This is a genomic window from uncultured Eubacterium sp., from assembly GCF_934295145.1.
In the GTDB taxonomy this organism is placed as follows: domain Bacteria; phylum Bacillota; class Clostridia; order Lachnospirales; family Lachnospiraceae; genus Eubacterium_I.
Genome location: NZ_CAKRAS010000018.1, coordinates 41,137 through 49,579 on the forward strand (window position 1 = coordinate 41,137; position 8,443 = coordinate 49,579).

The following is an 8,443-nucleotide window of genomic DNA, read 5'->3' on the forward strand; positions in this document are numbered from 1 at the left end:
GTAAAACTATGATGAAGGAACAGAAAAAACAACCATTATTAATACTGACAGGGCCGACCGCGGTTGGAAAGACAGACTTGTCCATCGCTTTGGCAAAAAAAATCAATGGTGCTGTGATCTCTGCGGATTCCATGCAGGTGTATCGCGGCATGGATATCGGTTCAGCCAAGGTGACACCGGAGGAGATGCAGGGAGTAAAGCATTATCTGATCGATGTGCTGGATCCCGAGGATGAATTTCATGTTGTTCGTTTTCAGGAGATGGCAAAAGCAGCATTGAAAGAGATTTATGCCAACGGTCAGATTCCGATCATCGCCGGCGGCACAGGATTTTATATCCAGGCGCTTTTGTATGACATTGATTTTACCGAGCAGGAAGAAGATATTGCCCTGCGGGAGCATTATGCGGCACTGGCGCAGGAACATGGCAATGAATATCTGCATGAAATGCTGCGCCATGTGGATCCGGTTTCTGCCGAGATCATCCATGCAAATAATGTGAAACGGACAATTCGTGCACTGGAATATTTTGAAAAAACAGGGGAACCGATTTCAAAGCACAATGAGCAGGAGCGGGCGAAAGAATCCCCGTATGATTTCCGCTATTTTGTGCTGACGGATGAGCGTGCCCATCTGTATGAGCGCACTGATCGCCGGGTAGATCTGATGCTGGAAGCAGGTCTGGTGGATGAGGTAAAACGCCTGCGGGATCAGGGATGCCATAAAGGCATGGTTTCCATGCAGGGACTTGGATATAAGGAAATTCTTTCCTGGTTAGAGGGAGAAATTTCCTATGAGGAAGCTGTGTATCTGCTGAAACGGGATACCAGACATTTTGCAAAACGTCAGCTGACATGGTTCCGCCGGGAGCGGGATGTCATCTGGCTGAACAAACCGGATTATGATTATGACGATTCCAGGATTCTGGATGAAATTTTAAATACAATTACAGCTGGAGGATGGTTATGACAGAAGAACTGATCAGACAGAAATACCTGGATATGGGGATTTCAAAAGAAGTATATGAATTTGGAGCAGAAATCGAGAAAACGTTAAAAGAGCGTTTTGGTAAAATAGATGAAACCGCAGAGTATAACCAGTTAAAAGTGGTACATGCCATGCAGAAATGCAGAGTAAGCGCAGAGTGTTTTCAGGCAACCAGCGGTTATGGGTACAATGACATTGGCCGTGATACCTTAGAGGAAGTGTATGCAGAATGTTTTCACGGGGAAGCGGCTCTGGTGCGTCCGCAGATCACCTGTGGAACCCATGCACTCGCACTGGCACTGATGTCCAACCTGCGTCCGGGAGATGAGTTACTTTCCCCGGTTGGAAAACCTTATGATACACTGGAGGAGGTAATCGGTATCCGCCCGTCGAAAGGTTCCCTGGCTGAGTATGGCATTACTTACCGTCAAGTAGATCTGCTGAATAACCGTGATTTTGATTTTGAAGGTATCCGTTCTGCCATCAATGAAAAAACAAAACTGGTGACCATTCAGCGCTCAAAAGGTTACGAGACACGTCCGACATTATCTGTGGAGCGGATCCGTGAACTGATCGCTTTCGTGAAATCCATCAAACCGGATGTGATCTGCATGGTGGACAACTGTTACGGAGAATTCGTTGAGGAGCGTGAGCCACTGGAAGTTGGCGCAGATATGATCGTCGGATCCCTGATCAAAAACCTTGGTGGCGGTCTGGCACCGATCGGCGGTTACATTGTAGGAAAGAAAGAATGTGTGGATAACGCAGCATACCGTCTGACTTCCCCGGGACTTGGGAAAGAAGTTGGCGCATCTCTTGGTGTTATCCAGAGCTTCTATCAGGGACTGTTTCAGGCTCCGATGGTTGTATCCGGCGCATTAAAAGGAGCTATTTTCGCAGCAAATATTTTTGAAAAAATCGGATTCCCGGTGATCCCAAACAGCACCGAGTCTCGCCACGATATCATTCAGGCTGTGACCTTTGGATGCCCGGAGGGCGTAGTTGCTTTCTGTCAGGGGATTCAGGCAGCAGCGCCGGTGGATTCTTATGTAACACCGGAACCTTGGGATATGCCAGGCTATGACAGTCAGGTTATTATGGCAGCTGGAGCATTTGTACAGGGATCATCTATTGAACTGAGTGCGGACGGACCGATCAAACCGCCGTATGCCGTATATTTCCAGGGTGGCCTGACCTGGTATCATGCAAAGCTTGGAATTATGATGGCACTGCAGAAATTAGTGGATGCAGGTATTGTAACGAAAGACTTTAAAGCGAAAAATGTAGCAGACTTGTAAAATTTCTTCATAAAATTTTAAGAGAATTACAAAAAAAGTTCGTATTTTTCAGGTGTACAGTAAAAAAAAATTATGCTATGATATCTACGACTGCATAGAGAGAGTAGAACAGGAAGGCTTATGCAGAAAAATATGACAGTAAAAGAGTTACCGGATACAGAAAGACCTTATGAAAAGTGTCTGATGTATGGGGCGGATGCGCTGACGGATGCGGAACTGATCAGTGTCATTATCCGGACAGGAAGCAGGGGAGAACGGTGTGTCGATTTGGCTCATCGTATTTTGAATGCTGGTCCGGACGGATTATTGAATCTGCTGCAGTTAGATGTAAAACAGCTGACGAAGATCCATGGAATCGGTAATGTGAAGGCGGTACAGTTAAAATGTGTCGGTGAACTGGCAAAGCGGATCGCAAGTACCAGACGCAGACAGCAGGTGGTACTCGAGTCCCCGGAAAGCATTGCATCCTATTATATGGAACGCATGCGGCATGAAGCGCAGGAGATCCTGGTGCTTGCCATGTTTGACAGTAAAAGCATGCTGATCGGTGAGAAAGTGATCTCTGTCGGTACAAGCAATGCGGCACTGATATCGCCCAGGGAGATTTACCGGACTGCGCTGCAGGAGCAGGCAGTTTATATTGTGATCCTGCACAATCATCCGAGCGGAAATCCGGAACCAAGCCGGGAAGACGTCCAGGTTACCCGAAAGATAAAACAGAGTGGAGAGATACTGGATATTTTACTCATGGATCATATTATTATCGGAGATAATCGTTATTTTAGTTTCCGTGAGCAGGATATTTTGTTTGAGAAAGGGAGAGAATAATGGCAAATATATACGGAATTGATCTTGGAACCTGTAATATTAAGATTTTCAGCAAACACAGCAATAAGATCATTAAAGAGAAAAATACCATTGCGGTAATCAATAAAAACCAGCTGTATGCATATGGCGATGAAGCTTATGCAATGTATGAGAAAGCACCAGAGACAATCAATGTGTCTTTCCCGGTTACCGGCGGTGTCATTGCAGATTACAATAATATGCAGACCATGGTACAGGAAATGCTGGAGAAAAATGTGAAAGGTCACGTAAAAGGGTCTGAGTTTATCATTGCGGTTCCAACAGATATCACAGAAGTTGAGAAAAAGGCATTTTATGATCTGTTTTACAAGAGCAAAATGAAGCCGAAGTCGGTACTTTTGTGTGACAAACCGATCGCAGATGCAGTAGGTCTCGGACTTGATGTCAATGAGCCGACCGGTATCATGATCGTAGATATCGGAGCTGATACTACAGAGATTTCCGTGATTTCTTTAGGCGGGCTGGTATTGAGTGATCTGCTTCACTTTGGCGGAAACCGTCTGGATGAGTCTATTATTACTTATATCAAAAAGAACTTTAACCTGGTCATCGGTCAGAAGACTGCCATGCAGTTAAAAGAACATATTGGAAGTGCACTCCCGGGGGAAGAGGGCAGCTATACCATCGTCGGACTGGATGTGGTCAGCGGACTGCCGATTGAGATGGAGATTACAGCAGAGACTGTTTATGAAGCAATGAAAGACAATCTCAATTCTATTTGCAATGCCATCAAGATGATCCTGGAGAAAACTCCGCCAGAGCTGGCAAAAGATATCATCCATTCTGGTATTTATCTGACAGGCGGCGGCTCTAATATCAAAGATATGGATAAATTATTTACGGATATTACAAATATTAAAGTAAATACCTGTGAGGAGCCGGATGAGACAGTTGTAAGAGGACTAAGTCTTGTTGTTACAAACGACAAATTCAAACGGCTGGCTTACAGCATGCGTACAAAAATTTTTAAATAATTCGAATAGCAGAGGCATGGTATGAAGAGAAAGAAACAGAGCAAATTTCCAGCGAAATATGTTCTGCTGATCATGACAATTCTGTGTATTGCCATCATTGGCTGCAGTCTGAGTGCATCCGGTTCGGGTCCGATTTCAGCTGCGGCCGGAGCGGTGATCACACCGATGCAGAAGGGTGTGAACCGGCTCGGAAGTGCACTGACAGATTTGCGCGATCATATGCAGACAAAGAAAAAACTGGAAAAAGAGAATGAGGAACTGCGTACACAGCTGGCAGAGGCTCAGGAAAATCTGAATCAGGTTCAGTTGAATCAGGAAGAATTGGATAATCTGAAAAAACTGTACAACATGGATCAGAGCTATGCAGATTACGAGAAAGTAGCTGCAAATGTGATCGGAAAAGATGCAGGAAACTGGTTTTCCATGTTCCTGATCGACCGCGGCAGCAATGATGGTATTTCTGTGGGCATGAATGTACTGGCTGACGGCGGCCTTGCGGGTATTGTCATTCAGGTCGGACCAAACTATGCAAAGGTTCGTTCTATCATTGATGACAACAGCAATGTCAGTGCCAAAAATCTGAGCACATCGGATCTGTGTATTGTCAGCGGAAGCTTAAAATCTATGAATGAGTCCAGTCTGATTGAGTTTGATGATCTTCGAGATAAGGAAGATCAGGCAAAAGTTGGGGATCAGATTGTGACATCCAATATCAGTGATATGTTTCTGGAGGGAATTCCAATCGGTTATATTACCGATATCCAGACAGATTCCAATAATCTGACCAAATCCGGTCATATTGCGACTATCGTTGATTTTGAGCATCTAAGTGATGTGTTTGTTATCTTACAGACAAAGGATACAACAAATGAACAGGGAGGGGAGTAGGCTATGAGAAGGAAAATTGTGCTGGCAATTACGATCATTGTCTGCTTCCTTTTACAATGCACAGTGTTCAAAGCATTGTCTATCGCGTCAATCTCACCGAATCTTCTGATCGTTGTGGTTGCATCTTTCGGATTTATGCGAGGAAAAAAGGAAGGATTGTTTGTCGGTTTTTTTGCCGGACTTCTGATGGATGTAATGTTTGGAAGTATTGTGGGATTTTATGCCCTGATCTATATGTATATCGGTTATATAAATGGATTTTTTAAGCGAATCTTTTTTCCGGATGAGATCAAACTTCCACTGGGACTGATCGCAGTCAGTGATTTTTTCTGTAATCTGCTGATCTACTTTACACTGTTCTGGTTCCGTGGAAGATTTTCTTTTGGTTATTATCTGATCCATACGATTTTACCGGAACTGGTTTATACAATGATCGTGGCAGTTCTGCTCTACTTCATTTTACTGAAAATAAATGAAAGACTGGAAGCAATTGAACGAAGGAGTGCAGCGAAATTTGGTTGATAAGATAAAAGAATGGATTGTAAAAATTGTAACATCCCGGTTGTTTGTGGTATGGGTAGTGATTGTCTGCCTGTTTGCTTTTGTTCTGCAGCATCTTTTTTCCATGCAGATCATCAAGGGTTCCGATTATCTGAATGATTACATGATGAAAATCGAGAAAACGATCGAGGTAGAGGGAACCAGAGGAAATATTTATGATAGAAATGGTGTACTTCTTGCACATAATGAGCTTTCCTATACAGTTACGCTGGAGGATAACGGCACCTATGCGAACAATAAAGAACGTGCTAAACTTCTGAATGCGGAGATCAGTACACTGATCGATATGATCGAGAAAAACGGAGACAGTATTGTCAATGATCTGGATCTGTATATGGATTCGAATGGAGAACTGTCTTTTCTTGTAGATGGAACAGAACTGGCAGGATTCCGCCGGGATATTTATGGAAGAAAGAAAGTTGCGGATCTGAAATTTAATGCAACCCTTGGATATGATGAGTCCACGGCAACGCCGGAACAGATGTATGAGTATCTGTTGGAAAAATTTGCGGTAGATACAAAAACATATGACAGATACCGTGCATATCAGATCATGGTTGTGCGTTACGCACTTTATTTAAGTTCCTATCAGAAGTATATTGCCATCGGCATTGCGGAAGATGTTTCCGATGAAACCGTGGCGATGATTCGGGAGCATGCATCTGATCTTCAGGGTGTCGAGGTACGGGAAGATACCAAACGAGTTTACGATTATCCGGAATATTTTTCCCACATTTTAGGTTATACCGGAAAAATCTCTGATTCCGAGTACGATTCCCTGCATGAGCAGGATGAGTCTTACAGCCGCAGCGATGTGGTAGGAAAAGCCGGAATCGAGCAGGTGATGGAATTACAGCTTCAGGGGAAAAAAGGTTCTGAGACGGTATATGTCAATAACGTAGGTAAGGTTCTGGATCAGAAAGATTATACAGAACCATCCGCGGGAAATGATGTGTATCTGTCTGTTGATGCCACCTTACAGATGGCAGTTTACGATCTGCTCGAACAGGAACTTGCAGGTATTATTAATTCCAAGATTATTAATGCAAAGACCAGTGACAGTTCAGAACTTTATATTCCAATTTATAAAGTATATAATGCATTGGTTGAAAACAGTGTCATTGATCTTTCCAAAATGGAGCAGGCAGCGGACGGTACTGTACAGGCACAGGTATACCAGACTTTTTCTGCAAGGAAAGAGGCGGCACTGTCAGAAGTTGCATCTGCACTGCAGTCGAATACTGCCTATGAGGATTTGTCTGATGAGATGCAGGAGATGGTTACTTACGTGGTAAAAATGCTGCAGGATCAGTCTGTATTCGTATCTTCTTCCATTGATACATCCGATGATGTATACCAGAACTGGAAGAGTGGAAAAGCATCCGTACAGGAGTATCTGCGCCATGCCATTGATTCTTCCTGGATCAATATTACCGGATTTAATCTGAACGAGAAATATGCAGATACAAGTGAAGTATATACACAGTTAGTGAACTATGTGACGGAACAGCTGAAAAACAGCAATGATTTCGACAAGATCGTTTATAAATATCTGATCTATAATGATAAGATATCAGGAAGTCAGTTATGCCTGATCCTTTATGAACAGGGAATCCTTGCACAGGACGACGATGCGGTAGCAAGCCTGAAGAGCGGGTCTACCAGTGCGTATACCTTCCTGAAAAGCAAGATTCAGAGTATGCAGATCACACCGGCACAACTGGCGCTGGATCCTTGTACCGGTTCCTGCGTGATCATGAATCCAAATACGGGAGAACTGCTGGCCAGTGTAACGTATCCGGGTTATGACAGCAATCGTCTTGCAAACAACATGGATTCAGCATATTATAACGCATTGCTGCAGGATGGTTCTCTGCCGTTGTATAATAATGCGACCCAGCAGACGACAGCACCTGGTTCCACTTTTAAAATGGTAACCGCTTCTGCCGGACTGACAGAAGGTGCGATTTCAACCGGAACAGTCATTACAGATACTGGTGTATTTGACCGTCTCGGATTAAATTTGAAGTGCTGGGTATATCCACGTAATCACGGAAGCATTACGGTATCGCAGGCAATCCGTGATTCATGTAACTATTTCTTCGCTGAGACTGCATATCGACTGAGCCTGAGCGGAGATACGTACAAAGAGGAAAAAGGTCTGAGCGCCATTGCAAAATATGCAACAGAATTTGGACTTGCTGACAAGACAAATATTGAGATCCCAGAAGGAACGCCGAAAATTGCGGATGAATTTCCAATTGACGCATCCATCGGACAGAGTAATCATAACTATACAACCTCACAGTTGGCACGTTATGTTGCTGCCATTGCAAATAATGGTACGGTGTATGATCTGACACTGCTTAATAAGGTAACTGATTCAGATGGAAATACGCTGGAAACTTATACGCCGCAGGTTCATAATCAGATTACCAATCTGTCGGCATCTACCTGGCAGGTTCTGCACAGTGGTATGGAGATGGCCATTGGTGAGCATGATCAGTTCAAAGATCTGCAGGTATCGTTGGCTGGTAAGACAGGTACCGCGCAGGAGAATGAAAATCGCCCAAACCATGCATTATTTGTCGGATACGCACCAGCGGACAATCCACAGATTGCCATTGCCACACGTATCGCTTATGGTTATGGATCCAGCAATGCCTGCGTATTCGTAGATCAGGTTATGAAGTATTACTTCAAACAGAACACAGAAGAAGAGTTACTGAACGGACAGGCGATTAACGTCGGGACTTCATCCAACAGCTTTGGTGATTAAAGAGAACTGACACAAAAATAGTCTGCAAATAAAAAGTCAAGCAGAAATTAATGAACTTTGAAAATTTTATACAGGTTGAACGTAAGATAC

The 8,443-nt window shown here is 43.8% G+C and carries 7 protein-coding genes; all 7 read left to right on the forward strand.

Annotated features, from left to right (window positions below; translation table 11 throughout):
* The first annotated feature begins 8 nt into the window (after positions 1–8).
* The 7 genes from miaA (at position 9) to Q0I54_RS05385 (ending at position 8,353) form a co-directional block, all read left to right on the forward strand.
* Positions 9–968, forward strand: coding sequence for a tRNA (adenosine(37)-N6)-dimethylallyltransferase MiaA (gene miaA / locus Q0I54_RS05355; RefSeq protein ID WP_367270783.1), 960 nt, complete (start codon positions 9–11; stop codon positions 966–968).
* A complete protein-coding gene (locus Q0I54_RS05360; protein WP_367270784.1) occupies positions 965–2,284 on the forward strand; it encodes an aminotransferase class I/II-fold pyridoxal phosphate-dependent enzyme in 1,320 nt (439 codons plus the stop codon). The genes miaA and Q0I54_RS05360 overlap by 4 nt, the downstream gene beginning before the upstream one ends.
* 120 nt (positions 2,285–2,404) lie before the next feature.
* Complete coding sequence (gene radC / locus Q0I54_RS05365) at positions 2,405–3,112, forward strand: DNA repair protein RadC (RefSeq protein ID WP_296117073.1); 708 nt, start codon at positions 2,405–2,407, stop codon at positions 3,110–3,112.
* Positions 3,112–4,125, forward strand: a complete 1,014-nt coding sequence (locus tag Q0I54_RS05370) for a rod shape-determining protein (protein ID WP_366008568.1) — start codon at positions 3,112–3,114, stop codon at positions 4,123–4,125. The genes radC and Q0I54_RS05370 overlap by 1 nt, the downstream gene beginning before the upstream one ends.
* Positions 4,126–4,146: 21 nt before the next feature.
* Entirely contained in the window at positions 4,147–5,013 is an 867-nt protein-coding gene (mreC, locus tag Q0I54_RS05375) for a rod shape-determining protein MreC (protein WP_296117074.1), read from the forward strand.
* 3 nt (positions 5,014–5,016) lie between these two features.
* Entirely contained in the window at positions 5,017–5,535 is a 519-nt protein-coding gene (gene mreD / locus Q0I54_RS05380; protein WP_296117076.1) for a rod shape-determining protein MreD, read from the forward strand.
* Complete coding sequence (locus tag Q0I54_RS05385) at positions 5,528–8,353, forward strand: penicillin-binding transpeptidase domain-containing protein (protein WP_296117078.1); 2,826 nt, start codon at positions 5,528–5,530, stop codon at positions 8,351–8,353. The genes mreD and Q0I54_RS05385 overlap by 8 nt, the downstream gene beginning before the upstream one ends.
* The last annotated feature ends 90 nt before the right edge of the window (positions 8,354–8,443 follow it).

Coding starts and splice junctions, on each gene's coding strand:
- mreD (WP_296117076.1), top strand. CDS start 5,017: ATGAGAAGGAAAATTGTGCTGGCAATTACGATCATTGTCTGCTTCCTT.
- mreC (WP_296117074.1), top strand. CDS start 4,147: ATGAAGAGAAAGAAACAGAGCAAATTTCCAGCGAAATATGTTCTGCTG.
- radC (WP_296117073.1), top strand. CDS start 2,405: ATGCAGAAAAATATGACAGTAAAAGAGTTACCGGATACAGAAAGACCT.
- Q0I54_RS05370 (WP_366008568.1), top strand. CDS start 3,112: ATGGCAAATATATACGGAATTGATCTTGGAACCTGTAATATTAAGATT.
- Q0I54_RS05360 (WP_367270784.1), top strand. CDS start 965: ATGACAGAAGAACTGATCAGACAGAAATACCTGGATATGGGGATTTCA.
- miaA (WP_367270783.1), top strand. CDS start 9: ATGATGAAGGAACAGAAAAAACAACCATTATTAATACTGACAGGGCCG.